The 17069-nt window shown below is 36.5% G+C and carries 13 protein-coding genes; 5 read left to right on the top strand and 8 right to left on the bottom strand.

Annotation, left to right across the window (positions count from 1 at the left end):
* Window positions 1–75: 75 nt before the first annotated feature.
* The 4 genes from ACOVQ4_RS03595 to ACOVQ4_RS03610 all read right to left on the bottom strand — a co-directional run bounded on the left by ACOVQ4_RS03595 (window position 76) and on the right by ACOVQ4_RS03610 (window position 4921).
* The gene (locus ACOVQ4_RS03595; protein ID WP_421819286.1) at window positions 76–1320 is read right to left on the bottom strand and encodes an ABC transporter permease; all 1245 of its coding nucleotides are present in this window, start codon (window positions 1318–1320) and stop codon (window positions 76–78) included.
* A 204-nt stretch (window positions 1321–1524) separates the two neighbouring features.
* A complete protein-coding gene (locus ACOVQ4_RS03600) occupies window positions 1525–2187 on the bottom strand; it encodes an ABC transporter ATP-binding protein (protein WP_421819287.1) in 663 nt (220 codons plus the stop codon).
* Window positions 2188–2234: 47 nt separating this feature from the next.
* On the bottom strand, window positions 2235–3674 hold the full coding sequence (locus tag ACOVQ4_RS03605; protein WP_421819288.1) for a TolC family protein: 1440 nt from the start codon (window positions 3672–3674) through the stop codon (window positions 2235–2237).
* Window positions 3671–4921 (bottom strand): efflux RND transporter periplasmic adaptor subunit, encoded by a 1251-nt coding sequence (locus tag ACOVQ4_RS03610; RefSeq protein ID WP_421819289.1) that lies wholly within the window; start codon window positions 4919–4921, stop codon window positions 3671–3673. The genes ACOVQ4_RS03605 and ACOVQ4_RS03610 overlap by 4 nt, the downstream gene beginning before the upstream one ends.
* A 335-nt stretch (window positions 4922–5256) precedes the next feature.
* Here ACOVQ4_RS03610 and ACOVQ4_RS03615 point away from each other — a divergent pair, with 335 nt between their 5' ends.
* The 4 genes from ACOVQ4_RS03615 (at window position 5257) to ACOVQ4_RS03630 (ending at window position 8689) form a co-directional block, all read left to right on the top strand.
* On the top strand, window positions 5257–5877 hold the full coding sequence (locus tag ACOVQ4_RS03615) for a recombinase family protein (protein WP_421819290.1): 621 nt from the start codon (window positions 5257–5259) through the stop codon (window positions 5875–5877).
* A gap of 283 nt (window positions 5878–6160) precedes the next feature.
* On the top strand, window positions 6161–6850 hold the full coding sequence (locus ACOVQ4_RS03620; RefSeq protein ID WP_421819291.1) for a response regulator: 690 nt from the start codon (window positions 6161–6163) through the stop codon (window positions 6848–6850).
* 4 nt (window positions 6851–6854) lie between these two features.
* The gene (locus tag ACOVQ4_RS03625) at window positions 6855–8228 is read left to right on the top strand and encodes a HAMP domain-containing sensor histidine kinase (protein ID WP_421819292.1); all 1374 of its coding nucleotides are present in this window, start codon (window positions 6855–6857) and stop codon (window positions 8226–8228) included.
* A 92-nt stretch (window positions 8229–8320) separates the two neighbouring features.
* Window positions 8321–8689, top strand: a complete 369-nt coding sequence (locus tag ACOVQ4_RS03630) for a hypothetical protein (RefSeq protein ID WP_421819293.1) — start codon at window positions 8321–8323, stop codon at window positions 8687–8689.
* A 993-nt stretch (window positions 8690–9682) separates the two neighbouring features.
* On the opposite strand, the gene ACOVQ4_RS03635 is transcribed toward ACOVQ4_RS03630, so the two are convergent.
* The gene (locus ACOVQ4_RS03635; protein WP_421819294.1) at window positions 9683–10414 is read right to left on the bottom strand and encodes an NUDIX hydrolase; all 732 of its coding nucleotides are present in this window, start codon (window positions 10412–10414) and stop codon (window positions 9683–9685) included.
* A gap of 104 nt (window positions 10415–10518) precedes the next feature.
* Here ACOVQ4_RS03635 and ACOVQ4_RS03640 point away from each other — a divergent pair, with 104 nt between their 5' ends.
* On the top strand, window positions 10519–12147 hold the full coding sequence (locus tag ACOVQ4_RS03640) for a carboxylesterase/lipase family protein (protein WP_421819295.1): 1629 nt from the start codon (window positions 10519–10521) through the stop codon (window positions 12145–12147).
* A 141-nt stretch (window positions 12148–12288) separates the two neighbouring features.
* On the opposite strand, the gene ACOVQ4_RS03645 is transcribed toward ACOVQ4_RS03640, so the two are convergent.
* Genes ACOVQ4_RS03645 through ACOVQ4_RS03655 form a run of 3 tightly spaced genes read right to left on the bottom strand, consistent with a single transcriptional unit; the run spans window position 12289 to window position 15758 of the window.
* Window positions 12289–13260 (bottom strand): hypothetical protein, encoded by a 972-nt coding sequence (locus ACOVQ4_RS03645; RefSeq protein WP_421819296.1) that lies wholly within the window; start codon window positions 13258–13260, stop codon window positions 12289–12291.
* 8 nt (window positions 13261–13268) lie between these two features.
* On the bottom strand, window positions 13269–14246 hold the full coding sequence (locus ACOVQ4_RS03650) for a ParA family protein (protein ID WP_421819297.1): 978 nt from the start codon (window positions 14244–14246) through the stop codon (window positions 13269–13271).
* Window positions 14247–14297: 51 nt separating this feature from the next.
* Window positions 14298–15758 (bottom strand): replication initiation protein, encoded by a 1461-nt coding sequence (locus ACOVQ4_RS03655; RefSeq protein ID WP_421819298.1) that lies wholly within the window; start codon window positions 15756–15758, stop codon window positions 14298–14300.
* Between the last annotated feature and the right edge of the window lie 1311 nt (window positions 15759–17069).

The raw sequence follows: 17069 nt of genomic DNA on the forward strand, positions 1-17069 counted from the left end.
TTGAGGATGATTTTATTTTTCATTTCTTCATTTTCTTCATTTTCTTCATCTCTTCATTTTCTTCATTTTCAAAGCCTACTGTCTTTTAAGTGCATCTATGACTTTCATTTTGGCCATTCTAAAAGCAGGTGCTACACCAGAAAGTAAACCAAAAACCAAACACACTAAGAGACTTACCCCAAAAACTGGCAAATTGATGGTCAAATCTGAATACAGAATTAGGCCGCTTCTGTTAAACCAATAGATTGCTATCGTTGTGAGAATCAAGGCAATGGCACCTCCAATAAAAGTGATAAAGATATTTTCGACAATAAACTGAAACGCCAATGTACGAGTTGGTGCGCCAAAGGCCTTACGTACCCCAATCTCTGAAGCTCTTTCCAAAATTCTACTTACATTGAGATTAACCAAATTGATGGCAGGTAAGCCCATGAGCATCAACAACACCAAACCAACTACGATGTAATACTTATTGCCTATTTCCTGACGAAAAATACCATACAACATGGTGTCGGTGTAGGTTTGTGCATGTGTATCGATAAGGGTATATTTAGTATTACCCATTTTGATAGGTACTGGAATTTTGGATACATTATTTTCAAACTCAGATTTTATGGCTGGAAAATCGGAGGAGCTATTTGCCTCAATAATCGCCAAAAAAGTACCCTGTAGACCTGTTCTTTGATAATTGCTTTTGGGTAAATTATAAGGAAAAAACATATCCGAAAAAGTCAGAATACGAGTAACTGGACCAGCTTTTACTACGCCAATAACTTTGTATTTTTCGTTATCTACTTCAACCATTTTTCCAATAACAGACTCAGAGGTATTATCAAAAAATTGTTCTTTCATTGCATCCGTAATAACAACCACACGGTCGCCATTTGCAATATTAGTATGCGTGAAAGGCTTTCCTTCCAGAAATTCATAGCTCGTTATTTCCCAAAAATTAGTATCACAATATTTGGTACTAACCTTAATCCTTTTACCATTAATGTAAGAGTTGGCAGAAGTAATCATTGAAGACACACTTGTCCGTTTTGGGGTTTTGAGGGTTTCGACATACTTTTTGTAAAAATCATAAGAAATAGGACCACCCATCTGAGAGGTTCGGGCTGAGTCTTCTATAAACAAATTCATGATATACAAGGATTTATCTCTGTTTTGTTCAGGATAGTGGCTTCCGACCAAATGGTCAAGAAATGAAGTAATCATCATCAACACAGTCAGGGTAATACTTATCCCAAACAAGGTAATGAAGGTATAGAAAGGATGCCTTAACAACACTTTCCATGCAATTTTGATATAGTTGAGTAACATATTTGTCGTGTTTTAAAAAGTATAACTTGATTTTAGTCTAAAGAATATTGGAGTACAAGCTGCTATGTTTTTAAATAGAAAATCTAACACCAACTTTTGAATAAACAATGGGGTTATGGTGAAAACAAAGCATGTAAATACTTAATTAAAGTATTGATTATTAAAATTTTACACTCACAATTCAGCATTCAAAACTCAACACTCTTAATAGACTTGTGTTCCGTCGAACAAACGAATCAAACGATGGGTTTTCTTGGCCATACTTTCGTCGTGCGTTACCATCACAATGGTACAACCTTCGGCGTTGAGCTGTAGAAGAATATTCAAAATTTCGTTGCCCATGGCGCTATCCAAATTACCTGTAGGTTCATCAGCCAAAATAATATCAGGTTTTCCCACGATAGCACGAGCAATAGCCACACGCTGTTTTTGTCCACCCGAAAGTTGGTTTGGAAAATGTTTCATACGGTTACTCAAGCCTACTTTTTCGAGTGCTTCACGAGCAGCCTCTCTACGCGATTGTGCCGACGAATTACGGTACAAAAGTGGAATTTCGACATTGTCTAATACCGACAAATCATTAATCAAATGAAAACTTTGGAAAATAAACCCAATTTTTTGATTACGTAGGCTTGCCATAACTTTGTCGGTGTATTGCTCAACATGTTTTTGATCGATGAGGATATCTCCTTTTGTAGGCTCATCCAAAAGCCCCATAATATTGAGCAAAGTACTTTTGCCACAACCCGACGGCCCCATAATCGAGACGAATTCACCTTTTTTGATATCAATGTTGATGTTATTTAGGGCTAATGTTTCGATGGTACTCGTCTGGTACACTTTCTCGATGTTGTTTAATGTAATCATAGAGGAATTGTTGTTTAATGTCCTAAGAATAAATAGGCTTAGGTCGGTTATTTGATTGATAATTTCTGATTGAGTTCAAAGTCATACAAAGTATAAAGTCTGAGTTTGTAATAGGCTTGCCAGTAGTCCCTCAGTGCCTGAATATAATCTCTTTTGGCACGGTCTTTTTCTTGTAAGGCTATACCCAAATCTGTGATACTGAGGTCACTCAAAATAAATCTATCTTGTGCAATCTGATAGCGATTCGTGGCAATATCATCGGTTTCCTTAGTCAGATTAACTTGCTTTTGGAGCATTTCGAACAAGGTCACTTGAGTGTAAATTTCTTGTTGAAAAGTAAGTTTGTCTTGTTCTACACTTTGCTGAGCATATTGCAAGTTAGCTTTTGCCGTTTCAACTCTTGCCTTAGAGCGCCCCCAGTCCATAATTGGTAGGGTAAACTGTATTTCGACAAACTGTCTATCTTGTGGTTTTTTATAGATTTCTAAAGGAGAATCTCCCCTATTAGATAAGCCCAAAGCTAAATTCAAATTGGCATTCAACCCATTTTCCTTTTTGGCTTTATCCATGTCGCGTTCGGCTTCCAACATTCTTCGCCGAAAAGCAATAGCATCCGAGCGATTTCCCAAAGCTTCTGACAATGCCTTTTTTTCATCTACTTCAAACAAACGAATCTGGGCAGGAATCAACAAATCAAACGCCGCTTCGTCGCGATAACCAATATAGGTTTTGAGTTTTAGCCGAGCTACTTCTGCTTGTTGTTTGGCAGAAGCCAAATCTTTTTGCGCATTCAAAACAGATAGTCGAATTTGTAATAAATCATTTTCAGATATTTTCCCTAAACTCAACCTTTGCTCGGCAATCTTCAAGAGTACTTCATTATTCTCTAGGTTTTTGTGCGCAATTTGCAAATTTACCTGCGACAATAACAAGTCAAAATAATACTCTGAAGTTGCCAAAGAGATTTTCTCCATGTTTTCGATGAGCTCTTGTTCACTTTCAGCGTATTTGAGGGGTTCTATTTGCTTATCCCACTTCATCAAGTTAAATCTAAAAAGGGGTTGATTTAAGCCAAAAGCCAAAGGAACACCGTTGTAAAGTGTCATTTTATTTTGAAAATCATCAAATCGCTGTAATTGATTTTGTACATAAATCACACCTCCCGTTTTGGCAATACTCTGGCTCAAAGACAAAGTCAGCGTTGAGTTGTTGTTGGAAACAGACTGAAAAGCAATTGCTCCATCGGGTTGTTGTACCTGAATAAAGGAACGAGTAAAACTAGGTAATGTGCCTCCTAGGCTTAATTGTGGCTTATAATCTGCCAAAAAGGTTTTGTATTGCCAGTAATTCGTGGATTTTTGCGTATGAGCTTGCGTGGCAGAAATGGATTTTTCTCTAGCTAATAAAATTGCGCCGTCCAAACTCAAGGCTGGTTGTTGTGCCCAACTAGGCCAACTAATCAGCCCTAAAAAAAGGAGCTTTTTCATGGTTCTATCTGAATTTGGTCTAGGTGTTTGTATTGACTCATATCGGTAATAATCACTTTTTCACCAGGTTTTAAACCTTGTTTGATTTCTACAAAATCAAAATTACTTAAGCCTGTTTCGACTTCTCGGCGTCTGGCAGTTTTGTTATTTTCTAATACAAAAACGGGCAAAATTCTTTTTCCATTAAATGCCGGACCATTCGCTATTCTAATTACATGCGAAACTTTTTGAGTAATAACATATACTTCCACTTTCATATTGGGTCTGAGCAAAGCACTACGATTGTCGTCGAGGCTTATCGCAAATTGTATCACACCATTCGAAACCGCTGGTTTGATTTGCACAACCATTCCTCTCAAAGCTTGATCATTGATTCTGACAATGACAGGTAAGCCTATTTTTAATTGCTCTGCATACACGTCAGAACACGAGCCTTCAACCCTGAAGCTTCCTAAATCTGCCAGTTTTGCCAACATTTCGCCCTCATTTACGGCAGTACCTATTTTATCGTTTACCCATGTCAATACACCTGCACGGTCGGCAACAATATCTGCCATTTTGATTTTATGCTTCAATTCTTGCAAGTTTTTTTCTTCGATAGAGGCTTGTAGAGTATAATCTTTCAAGTTGGCACCAACTGATTTTTTGTTGTACCCCAACTCATTTTCTAATTGGGATTTTTCAAGCTCTGCAATTTTTAAAGCATTTTCGGCTTTGGTGACGTCTTCTTGCGTACGTCCTCCTACTTTCTGAAGTCGCTTGGTATCTTCAAGCTCTGCTTTCAGGCGGTTAATATTGAGCTGCTTTACTTTATCGTTGATATCAGAATCGAAAATCTTTTTATTCAAATCCATCTTCAATTTCTCGATACTATTTTGTTTGAGCGCCAACTGGTCTTTAAGTTTTTCAAGCTCTATCATTGTCAAGGATTTATCCAACTCCACAATGGGTTGCCCTTTCTGAATTTTGGCGCCTACCGTAAAATATACCTGCTTGACACTTGCCTTGATGGGTGTGGTGATAATTTGCTCGAAAGCCGGTATTACTTCGCCTGTGGCTGTTAAGGTATTTTCAACATCTCCGAGTTCAGTAGTTGCAATTCGAATTTTATTGGCCTTAATCGTTGATTGTAAAGTATTGTTTAAAAAGTACACTGCCATACTCAAACCACCAGCCACAAGTGCCACGGTAGTCCAGCGTTTGTATTGCTTCCGCTTAACTAGGTTTTTAGAGATTTCTTTGTCCATAATTATAATGATTATTTGTATAAAGTGATTTCAAACACAATGCCAAACAACAAATCATTAAAAATCAATGAGTTAACAAAAAAGTAAAGTAAAAAAACTGTGCGATTTCGAACACCTTGTGCGAATATGAACGTAGGTGTATATATGTTAAAGACAAAAAAAGCTGAGCAGCGTATTCAGAACAGAAATTGACTATATTTACCAAAATGATTTATGCGATTTAGATAGAAATAATCTGACTTTAAAAAAATTTGCAAACAAAAACTCACAGGATAAATTTTTGTTGAAGGATTACCCTCTTTCAATCAGAGTTTTATCAACATACTTGATACAATATGAAAATCGGTTATGCACGTGTAAGTACGCAAGAACAAACGCTCGACTTACAGATTGATGCACTAAAAAAATATGGATGTGAAAATATTTTTACAGACAAAGTTTCAGGATTAAAGGCACACAAGCCTCAGTTTGAAGAATTGATGAAATTTATTCGAGAAGGCGATACAGTAGTCATCTGGAAACTCGACCGCTTGGGGCGCTCAACCAAGCATTTGATTGATTTGGTGGCAGAATTAGAAAAACGCAAAATTAATCTTGTCTCCCTCAACGACCCTATCGATACCACATCCCCAAGTGGAATTTTGGTCTTCCAGATTTTTTGCGCATTAGCCGAACATGAACGAAATATCATTGTACAAAGAACAAAAGCAGGATTGGCCTCGGCTCGTGCTCGTGGACGCATGGGCGGCCGACCAAAAGGTTTATTACCTAAGTATCAGGATATTGCCCCAGCCGTAAAAGAACTCTACGACGCTCAAAAGCTTTCGACTACGCAAATTATGAAGTTTTTTAAAATAGGTAGTCGTCGTACATTTTACAAAATTTTGGCGCATGCTGGAGTGCAAGTTCAAGGCTTTACAAAAAAAAGAACACGTCGAAAAGACGAGTCTCAATAATCTAATATCGTTCTAATGCACTTTATACCAATGTATTAATACCTCTACCTTAATTTTGTCATCAAGTAATTAGGGTTGGGATTAAGATTTAGGAAATTAAGCCATCAGTATATTTTCATGCATCAGTTATAGTCTCAAAACTCATGGCTTAATTCCTAAACTTCTTTGACAATACAGGTTTAAGTCTATTATGTATCGAAAAGTTGATGGGTTTAATCTTTTTCTAAAACCCTCAAATAATTCAGACAGACGAAACAAAACCAATTACGTTTAAAATTATATCATGGAGAAACAGCACATTTTGATTGTAGAGGATGAGCAGAAAGTAGCCAATTTCATCAAAAAAGGATTAGAAACTCAATCCTTTGAAGCATTAATCGCCGAAGACGGACATACTGCCATCGACTCTTTTTCGAAAAATACATTTGACCTAGTAATACTTGATATTGGATTACCAGGGATGAGTGGTCTTGATGTTTGTGCCAAAATTAGAGAATCTAATACCCAAGTTCCTATTCTGATGCTTACAGCTTTGGGCAGTATGGCAGATAAACTTAGCGGTTTTGAAGTAGGTACAGACGATTATCTTGTAAAACCTTTTGATTTTATGGAGCTTTTGGTAAGAGTAAAGGCTCTTCTCAAAAGAAGTACTCCTACTGTATCTTACCCCAATGAGGTTTTGAAAGTAGCTGATTTGGAACTTGATTTGGCTCAAAAATTAGCCTTCCGTGGGGGCAGACAAATTGAACTTACTGCCAAAGAATATAGTCTGCTCGAATACCTCATGCGTAATCGAGGAAGGGTAATTTCAAAAGTAGATATTGCCGAAAACGTTTGGGATATCAATTTTGATACGGGTACCAATTTTATTGAAGTGTATATTAATTATCTACGAAATAAAGTGGATAAAGGCTTTGAAAATAAGCTAATCCACACGGTAGTTGGTATGGGTTATGTATTAAAAGCTAAGTAATGATATGACAATTCGTACTCGACTCACCTTGATGTTTAGTAGTATTGTGGTGGCCTTGCTTGTGCTTTTTTGTACACTTTTATATTGGGAAGAAGCACTTCATAGACAAAACGTATTCACTAAGCGTCTGAAACATGAAGGAATTACTTCGGCAGAGGCTTTATTTGGTAACGAAAAGTTTAGTCCTCAGCTGCTCAAGTTACTCGACAAGAACCAAATGACAGTCTTGGATAAGGAAGAAATTGTCATTTTTGATTTGAATAAAAAAATCCTCTACGAAAGCGGAACAGATTATTTTGATATTCCTGCTAGTAGTTTAGACCAAGTAATCCAAAATGGGGACTTGTACTGGCGAGTGGGTCAAGGCGAAATCTTAGGCTTTCGCTACCAACTAGGCAAAACACAGGTATTAATTTTCTCCTCGGCAGTGGACGTATATGGTTTGAGTAAACAACGCAATCTCGCCATCATGCTAATAGCGGGTTGTTTACTAACTACTTTGGTTGTATTTATTGCAGGTTGGATTTTTGCGGGTAGAGCCTTACAACCCATCAATCGTATTATCAAACAAATTGATACAATTACGGCATCCAGTCTGGATTCGCGATTGGATGAAGGAAACAGAACAGATGAAATTGCCCAGTTGTCCTTGCGTTTTAATCAAATGCTGGAACGTCTTCAAAAAGCATTTCGTCTTCAAAAATCATTTGTGGCTCATGCCTCACATGAACTTAGAACGCCTTTGACAGCCATAACTGGACAAATTCAGGTATCACTTTTGGCGGGCGATTCGCCCGAAGAGTTAAAGGCAATGATTCAATCAGTTTTAGAGGATGTTCAGCAACTCAACAAACTGGCAAACGGTCTTTTAGATATTGCTGGCATGGATTCTAATCAAACACCACTCAAATACAATTTGGTTAATTTAACTGAATTGCTTTGGGGGGTTCGTCAGGAACTTACCGAAAAAAAGCCAGAATATGAAGTCTTATTATTGCTAGAACAAGAAAAGGATTTTATGTCTGAGCTTTATGCGCACGAAGCTTTACTTTATACAGCTCTCATAAATTTGATAGAAAACGGCGCCAAGTTTTCAGATAATCATACCGTGAGTGTAAAAATAGAGTGTATCGAAAATGGAGTTCGTGTAACAGTACATAATTCGGGAAAACCGATTCCTGAAAATGAAATTTTAGAAATTTTTGAACCATTCAAACGTGGTTCTAATTCCCGAAATACGCCTGGCCATGGAGTTGGCCTATCTTTAGTAAAGAAAATTGTAGAATTGCATCATGGTCAAATCACTGTGCAATCTGCCGAAGCAACGGGCACAACTTTTACCGTGATTTTGCCATATAAGGCACAAACAAAAATCTAATTTCGTTCTAAGCTGAGTCTGAAGTTATCCTAATGTCAAGGTTGCATCTTTGTATCAGAAACAAAAACAAAGAACCATTAAACAATCTCGTCATGAAAACTTGGATATATGCTTTCGCTTTAATTATGGCTGCCAACTTAGCAGCAGAAGCACAAAACACTTGGACAAACGACCCAGGTTATAGCACACACAATTACAAGCACCCAAATAAAGCAGCGGCTGCTCAAAAAAAAGCTGAAAAAAATCATAATACAGCTTTTGTCGTAGTTGGAAAAACTAGTAGAGATTACAAAAAATTCGCTGATGAAGCAACAGAAAAAAAACTTTTGTTGGAATATGGCAAAACACCAGAAGAATTAGCGAATGTCAAAAATTATAAAATGCCACATACAAACACTACCAACTCTGCTTCGGTAGAGAAAGAGCTTGCGGTAAAAGCAGAGGGGGTAGATAAAAATTAAAATCATTGTATAGAGTTAGTTGATTTAAAGGCTTGTTGGTGCTGCGAAGTATTTCGACAAGCTTTTTTCCTAAAAGTCACCCAAAATAGCTGACTGACAACTTGTACATGATTTGTGGAATTTTTCCAGCATAAACCTGTTCGGAATGTAGCTCTGCACCTTTTACTTATCTATATTGAAATTGAAAATAATGATAAGAAAATAAAATACTTAAAACACTTTGTACTAAAAAATGTTTAATCATTAATTGACTACAATCCGAATGAGCGCAATTTGCGTTTAATTTGAGCGAAGTCTTATCGGAAATAAAGGAATAGTTGACTTTTGAAGGGAAATAAATTTACGAAACTAAAAATATTCATATTAAATTGTTGGTAAAAAGCACTGTTAGACCATTTGGCTCGAAACAGTGCATCTTTTTTTATACCTGTTTTAATCCCATTTTATCTACTCGCATTATTTCATTCAATCTTCAAAAATTTTTGATGCGTAAATAAGAGTTAGCCATCAGTTAATGACAACTTATCTGCAATAAGTAGGGAAACGTTATTAGTTAACAGTAGTTGGTTATTTGAAGATATTCATAATCAAAAGGTTATAGTCAAATTTTGTCTCAGATATACTATTAACTTAATCTTTTCTTTTACTTAATATATTCAATATCAGAAGAATACAAGATGAGACTGTTAGATTATACTGCTACATTATCTTTTGATGACTTAAATTAGGTAATTGATGAACAAAAAGGTAAAGTACCCAAAAAAGAAGGTGACCTAATTACTTAAGTCACCTTTTTTCGACCTCGTCTGAAGTCTAGAATTACTAACCCGATATTAACGAATTACTCTGAGGCATTTGTTCTCATTGAGAACTTCATGTTCCTAATAAACCTATCTTTGACAGTGCAAATATGATAAAAGCTTTTTATATATTATCATTTATATTTTTCAGTATAATCATAAATAAAATTTATAATAACTTAACTATACACTTTTACGTCTCTTTTTTGAAACTATAAAGAAAGGGCGCTTTATGAGATTTTCCCGAAAATTGCTTTTCGTGCCTATTGAGGATTCCTTTTGCAAGCATAGAACGTTGAAAGGTAGTTCTCCTAATTTGTTGTCCAAGAATTAACTCATAAACTGTTTGTAACTCTTTCATGGTAAATCTTTCTGGCAATAAATTCATACCCACCAGCTTTTTGTCGAGATTATCTCTAAGAGTTTCGAGTGCTTTTTGGACAATTAATCCATGATCGAGCATCAATTCGGGTAGTTTGTCGATATTGTACCAACAACAACTATCTGATAATTCGTCAGGCTGTGGAGTCACATCGTTATAGTTGATTAAGGCATAATAACCAATCGAAATAAATCTATCCAACAGCCAGCAATCATTGGCAGGAATATTCCCCGAACCACGCATAATCCTATCCATGACCTCAGGAATGTATCTCTCTAGGCTTCCAAAAACATGAAACTGCTCCAAATAAATATTCTCTAATCCTGTACGCTCTCTTAACCCACGACGAACAGCATCGTCTAAGCTCTCGTTTATTTTGACAAACCCTCCTGGCAGGGCAAATAATTTTGTATTATGATACTCAGAAATTAAAATCTTTAACTGTTTTCCATCAAATCCAAAAATGACTGAATCATAGGCAATATGTGCTAAATATCCTGCTTCGTTTGCCCTTCCAACCTGAGTAATATTTAATTTATCCATTTTCGAATATAAAAAAAATCTGTGAAATAATTGTATTTTTTAGTTTTTCAAATTACTATTGTCAGTCAATGAGACAATAGTAAAACCATTCAGAACATTATCCTATGAAAACCCTCAAATCTAGCATTGCTGCAATTGCTTTATGCATTTCGAGCATCACAATGGCACAACATGCCGAAAATAACTATGCCTTTCCTGTTCAAGTCAATGTTGAGCAAGGTACTATCGAAGGCGAATTTGATGTTCGCTCCAATATTCAGAGTTTTAAAGGTATTCCATTTGCCAAACCACCCGTTGGCGATTTGCGTTGGAAAGCGCCACAAGCACCAGAAAAATGGTCTGGTGTACGTCAAACCAAAAAATTTGGGCCAAGAGCAGTACAACCAGCTTTATTTGGCGACATGGGTTTCCGTAGCGATGGCATGAGCGAAGATTGCTTGTATCTTAATGTATGGTCTCCTGCCAAGTCAAATGATGAAAAATTACCTGTTTTGGTATACTTCTACGGTGGTGGTTTTGCTGCTGGTGATGGCTCCGAATATCGTTATGATGGCGAAAATATGGCAAAAAAAGGAATTGTAACAGTTACCGTCAATTATCGATTAAATATTTTCGGATTTTTCTCACATCCTGAGCTAAGTAAAGAGACCACCTACAAAGGTTCGGGCAATTATGGCTTACTTGACCAAAACGCTGCCTTAAAATGGGTACAAGCCAATATCGCCAAATTTGGAGGAGACCCCAAAAGAGTAACCATCGCAGGTGAGTCGGCGGGTTCGGCCTCAGTAAGTGCTCAGATGGCTTCTCCCCTATCCAAAAATCTTATTGCTGGAGCAATTGGCGAGAGTGGCTCTTTACTTACAGCTACGCCACTAGCAGATGCAGAAAAACTTGGAGTTGAGTTCGCTACCAAAGCTGGTGCACAATCGTTGAAAGATTTGAGAGCCATGTCTACTTTTGAAATTTATCAAAAATATCGTGCACAAAATGCAGGTTTTAGAACTACCTTGGACGGTTATTTTTTTCCGAAAACTTTCACAGAAATATTCGAAACAAAACAGCAAGCAATGGTACCTCTTATGTTGGGATGGAACTCCGAGGAAATGAATTATCGTGCGATTATGGCTGGTAAAGAGCTAAATAACGAAAATTACACACAGCGTGTGAAAGAACTATACGGAGCTAAAGCTGATGAAGTTTTAAAACTATATCCAGCGGGAACTCCTGAGGTTACCGAACAATCTGCCACTGATTTGGCTGGTGACCGTTTTATCGGTTTTAGTACTTGGAAATGGTTTGATTTGCACCGAAAAAATAGTGATCAGCCTGTTTATCGCTATTATTATGCACAACCGCGTCCAGACATGCGCGAAAGTGATTTGGAAGCTGGTTTGGCTGGTGGTGTTATCAAAAAAGATAAAAATACACCCAAAGCCCCTAAGCCAAAAGGAGCCGTCCACTCAGCTGAAATTGAATATGCTATGGGAAATTTAGCTACCAACAAAGTTTATGCCTGGACAGAAGATGACTACAAGGTGTCAGAAACAATGATGAATTATTTTGCCAATTTCATCAAAACAGGAAATCCAAATGGTGATAAACTACCTAACTGGCCATCAGCCAAAAATGAAGAAAAACCAGAAGTGTTAATCATCAATGCTAATACAAAGGCGGTTCGTTCTGAAAATGAAGCGAGATATTTCTTTTTAGATAAAGAATTTTTGAAGAAATAATATTTTATGATTTCGCTTTAGGCGCTAAGCCGTAGGCATTATGCTAGGATTTTACCAACTTACTCCCAAAAGTACTAGAGGCACAAAGTGAGTTTTTTTCAATCACTTTGTGCCTCCATCACTTTGCCCCTGTTCACTCATTTACAACTTTATCAAACCTAATGCGATAGCCTCTGGAAACGAAATTTCATCTTGGAAGTCTGGCTCTATAATTACACCTTCCCCCAATTCTCTCAACTGTCTCCATTCTGCTTCCAGTCCATTTTCTAAAATAAAACTTCCTCTTACTATTAAGCTCAAGTGCGTAACATTAGCTTTTTTCATGCTAGCACTTACTTTTTTTAAGGCTTCTATTTGCTTATTGGAGCTACTTTGAGTGATTTCGGAGGTTTTATTAGCGACTACGGCCTGAAGTTCTTCAAATGATTCTACGGGCTTTTCTACAGTAGTTTTGGCTAATTGCTGAATCAGCTTTTTTTCTATCTTTTTACTCCCTTCCAAAACCTGCTGCTTCAACGCACCTTGCATTTTATCGATACCCTGTGCAAAAACGGCATCACGTTTGATTGTAGCCGGACTTACCTTAAATTCTTCTGCCAACACGGTTGCGGTATCAACGATATCGGTGTAAGTACCACGCAAACCACCTTGACGGTTTTTCATGCGTTGATACTTCAAGCCTCTAAAATACGACAATTGCTCCATGGTCATATTTCGGCGACCTACCTGAAAATCAATCATAAAATCCTTTACCTCGTCTATGGAAGGAAAAGTCATTAAGTCAATTTGAAAATCAACTCTATTTTTCTGACAAATTTCATAACGATGATGTCCATCAAACAAAACAAAAGCAGGCTCGCTAGGTGTAGGGTGGTTTGGATTTAGGACTCCTTGAGTAGTATCCCAAACCAATAAAGGTGTACGGCAGCCATTAGCAATAATACTGTCTTCCAAGGATTTATATTCTTCGGTACTCAAGCTCGGTATAAACTCCTTGAGTTCTGGCAAAACCAAAAGGTTTTTCTTTACATTTTCAGAAGAAATTAATTTATTGTTTTTCAGCGTATTAGCAGTATTAATAGCTACTTGCTTTTTAAAATCTATTCCTTTCATGCCCTTTCCTAGTTATTAATTACTTGTAAATACGCTATATATTCATCACAAAAATCTTTGTAGCACTTGTAAGCCTCCGACGACGCATTTAATGTACCCAAAGTAGCCTGCAAGGCCTGTGATTTTTGGAAGTCAATCAAATGTCTAATTTCTGTATTAAAGACTCTAAAATCGCTTCCCATGTTAGCCCTCAAAGCCTCCTTGAATCCATCATGTACTGTATTCTTTTTTACCATAGTAAAAACAATACCATCTAATGTCAAGTCACGATTGGTATGCGTTTTTACCTCGCTGATACGGTTCAACAATGAATTTAACCCTTTCAAGGAGGATGATTCTGGAAGCATCGTAATCAAGGTAGAATTGGAAGCATTCAAGGCAGATACAGTCAACTTACTCAAACTTGGAGGACAATCGATAAGGATATAGTCGTATTCCTCTAACAAAGGTTCTATTTTATGTTTTAGTCGAACATCCCCACCTACTTTTGACAACAAATCGACTTCTATCTCGGCCAAAGTGATATCAGATGGAGCCAACCAAAGATTTTCTAATATTTGAACGGTTGGTAGTGCCATATCCGTAAACAAGCAATCTGCAATTTGTAACTCTGGGTTTTCTATACCCAAAATCTGAGACAAGTTGCCCTGAGGATCAAAATCTATCAATAAGACCTTAAAGCCTTTTCTGACCAATGTTTCGCCCAAACATGCAGTAGTGGTAGTTTTTCCAACACCGCCTTTATGGTTTACAATCGAAATCACTCGGGCACTTTGATAAAGGTATTCGTTATATCCATATTTCCTCAAAATTGGCTCTAGCTTGGCCAAATCATCCTCACTTAGTTTTCTGGAACCATTCGAATTGAAAACTAAATCTAATTTGCGTTTGGGTAATCCTGCTTCGTCATTGACTCCATTGACGCTAAGAGATGGGTTGTGACGAAAAAAAGAGACTATTTTCTCTAAAGTCAGGTTGCTTTTCATAAATATTGTTTCGTAAACTTAATTTTCTGTTCAAATAATAAAATTAATTTTTTAAAAATAGCTCAAACCTAGGGCTTTGGCTTGGTCGGCGTATTGCTCGACTAAGTGCCCAAATAAATTCAGGTTGGTATCTTGTTCGAGTGTAGCGATGACTATGGCCTCAAATCCAGTATTTTCATTAAAATAGGCTAAAAAGCTTTCAAGGCTAATCTCTGTACCAACTTTAGAAACATAGCTTTCATAGTATATTGCTGAAAAAACCGAAGCATTGAGCGAATTCAAAACATTTTTGTACAATTGGTGATTTTGTTGAAGTGAGGCCAACACGAGTTTTCTCTTTTGTTTGTAGACTTCATGCAAAAAATCATCTTGCTGCTGCTTGAGTAAATCGAGTTGACGTTTTTCGTTTTCTGACTTTTTTAATACTGCTTTTAATACCCGCTTTTCTTCTTCAAGGGTCTTCTGACGCTCCAGTAATTGAGTGGAACTAACTATTGTTTTGAGATAGGCTGGAATATTTTTAATTTTCTTCGGTTCTTTTTCTAATTCTGCTTGTACATATTCAACCCCCAAAATTACCTGCTCGATAGGGTATTGCTCAAGCCAATTTTGAATGGTTGATGAGTCTATGCCCCAAACCTGCACGATTCCCGAAAGTCTCAACAAAGTGCTCGACTCATAATTGGGTTGGGTGTTCGATTCTATTACTTCAAATTGCGAATCTACGGCATCAAAATCGGTGGAATTGCTTGATATGTCTAATTGAGCCGATGTTTTATCAGGATTCTTGCGAATAACAAACTGTAGGGCAACTACCTTTTTGCCTTCCTTTATTTCGCTAAAATCAAAAATCAAATCAGAATTTTTGATTAATTCCTCTTGCGCTTTAACAATTACTTTTTGCTTGAACAAACCATATAACTCATATTTATTTTCAAGGTTAAACATTTTACGCATTTCCTCTACTGAAAATTGAAACTTGCCAAAACGCTCAAACTCCTTGCAAAAACCATAAAAACGGATGGCATAAACACTGTCCATCGAAACAATATTTCGAACATCGATGTAGGTGAAGTTTTTCTTGAGTTGCAACAGATAGGCATCCAGCATGGGAGGAAACAGAAAACTGAATGCACCTTCTTTTTTGTGGTATTCTATTTGTGCCAAAATATTGGCTACTTTCCAGCCACGCTCGTCTTCGAAGAATATTTCTTTTTTCATCAACTTACGAGACTCCTTTTCTAATAGGTTGTAGAGATAATCGCTAGTTTTTGTTTTTAGAAATTGTGACACTTCCGAAACCTTTACCTTGGTAACCTTAAAACCAGCAGAAGTCTGGTCTGTATTCAACACCAAAAAGTGAAAAATTTTCATCTGAAATGCCGTTAGGTCATACCTTGCATTCAACAACGGATTACCTAATACTACCATGTAAGAACTACTGGAGATTCGCTCCAATGCTTCTATTTCTTTATTTTCTTGAGTAGTTCTCTTCTTAATACCTTGCTTCATAGTTAATCTCTCATCATATACTTGTAAGATTTATATATATCAGGAATAGTGATTCAATTTTGTATCAAAATTACAAGATTTTTTTAGCAATGCAAGCAAAATAGATTCAAATTTGTATCATAGTCATGCGGTGTTATAAACCCCAAAAAATTGTACTTTTCTAATATGCAAAAAGACACTCCAAAAGTTATACTTGACACTCCAAAAGTTATATTATAGCACTCTAAAAGTTATATTTACACACTCCAAAAGTTATACTTGGCACTCTAAAAGTTATATTAAGCACTCTAAAAGTTATATTTATACTATGTAAAACATTGAAAATCAATCAGTTACGCAAGAGGAAATATTAGGAAATATCTAAGGAAATAAAAAAGAAATTCTCTCAAATGTGAAAAGTGAGAATTTTTTGATTGTTTTTTGATTTTAAAAAATTGGATAAAAATGAAGGAAACTTTTAAAGTTAAAATCTACTTTTTTTTGTAAAACTTTTACTTTGTGTGAAATATGAATTTTTCCGCCGACACTCCAAAAGTTATATTTAGATATCTTTGGCGAAATGTTTTTTTTTCCGCCAACACTCCAAAAGTTATGGATAAAAATGACCTATTGGATTTTTTTGGTGAGACAATAATCTATAATCGATTTTTAGGCCTTAAATCTTTGATTTAAGACACGTTTACGGTTCTTACAGGTAAATCCATCATTTAGATTAAAATTATCGCTAAAAAACGTGGTTTATGAAGGTCAGTACCCAACGTTTTGAATAAAAATACTAGCAAGTCACTGAAATCGTAGGTAAGTGAACAAGATTTGATTTAAGTTTTGTGGTTTAGGCAATAGGCGCTAGGCAATAGGCAATAGGCGATAGGCAAAGAGTTTTAAAATGTTTTTTCCCAAATCATATAGATGCATTTATCCAAAGCCCATGGCCGAAAGCTGATACCTGAAAGCATAAGGCAACAGGCGCTAGGCACTAGGCAAAGAGTTTTAAGATGTTTTTTCTAAAATCATAAACATGCTTTTGTCCAAAGCCCATGGCCGAAAGCTGATACCTGAAAGCCTAAGGCAATAGGCAAAGAGTTTTAAGATGTTTTTTAGAAATGCTTTTGTCCAAAGCCCATGGCCGAAAGCTGATACCTGAAAGCCTAAGGCAATAGGCAAAGAGTTTTAAGATGTTTTTTAGAAATGCTTTTATCCAAAGCCCATGGCCGAAAGCTGATACCTGAAAGCCTAAGGCAACAGGCAATAGGCATTAGGCAAAGAGTTTTAAGATGTTTTTTAGAAATGCTTTTATCCAAAGCCCATGGC

It is taken from the genome of Flectobacillus sp. (assembly GCF_049240685.1).
Taxonomy (GTDB): domain Bacteria; phylum Bacteroidota; class Bacteroidia; order Cytophagales; family Spirosomataceae; genus Flectobacillus.